Annotated in this window: 1 protein-coding gene; it reads right to left on the bottom strand. The window is 50.7% G+C overall.

The genetic code is table 11. The annotated features are described in order from the left end of the window. Positions 1-263: 263 nt before the first annotated feature. Positions 264-653, bottom strand: coding sequence for an endonuclease domain-containing protein (locus HMPREF2726_RS10800; RefSeq protein ID WP_049229532.1), 390 nt, complete (start codon positions 651-653; stop codon positions 264-266). Positions 654-834 lie beyond the last annotated feature (181 nt).

The raw sequence follows: 834 nt of genomic DNA, 5'->3' as shown, positions 1-834 counted from the left end.
GGCTGGGGAGAGGGCATTCCCCGAATGGCGGCAATCTTTCCCAACACCTAAATCTCCCAAAATACAAGCCTTGCGGCTTGTTGCCCTCTCTCTAGCTCTCTCCCACGGGAGAGAGGATGGGGTAGCTGCTGGGATTAAGGGTTCTGCGAGGAAAATAGGTTGTGCAGACGACTTTTATGCTTTTTAGACGACCTTTATGAATGCTTAATTCAGTCGGTTTGCACCCTATAATTTTCAATAATTTAATCAAAACCAGCCATCTGCTACCGTGCAGGCTGTTTTTCCAATTCCTGCAACACGCGCAGGATTTCCGCCAGTACATCGTTTGTCTGCTGCAAAATCTCGTGATTCCAAAAACGCAGCACGGTAAAGCCCAAGCTGTTGAGATATGCTGTCCGCGCGTGGTCGTATGCGGCTTGTTCTGTGTGCTGCCCGCCGTCTGCTTCGACAATCAACTTGGGCCTTACGCACATGAAATCAACAATATAATTTCCCATCGGCTGCTGGCGGCGGAATTTATAGCCGTTCAGACGGCCTGCCCGCAGGTGCTGCCACAATTTTGCTTCCGCCTCGCTCATTTCTTGACGCATGGCTTTGGCGCGTTGGTGAAGGGCGGGGTTGTCGGCGGTCAATAGTTTTTCGGGCGGGTTCATTTTTGTTGTCGGGTTGCTGTTTGTGCAAGCCTTGCGGCTTGCTGCCCTCTCCCTAGCCCTCTCCCACGGGAGAGGGGATGGGGTTGCTGATTGAATTAAATGTTGCGGCAAGACAATCTTTTTTCAGACGACCGTTTGCGTTTTTATTTTGCACAGGCCGTCTGAAAACTTCCTTAAAAAC

This window comes from Neisseria sp. HMSC074B07 (assembly GCF_001810355.1).
Classification (GTDB): Bacteria; Pseudomonadota; Gammaproteobacteria; order Burkholderiales; family Neisseriaceae; genus Neisseria.
The sequence above is the reverse complement of the archived record's forward strand: the minus strand, read 5'-3'. Positions and strand labels throughout refer to the sequence as shown.

Bases quoted from the DNA above. Each gene is read 5' to 3' on its own strand.
- HMPREF2726_RS10800 (WP_049229532.1), bottom strand. From the start codon at position 653: ATGAACCCGCCCGAAAAACTATTGACCGCCGACAACCCCGCCCTTCAC.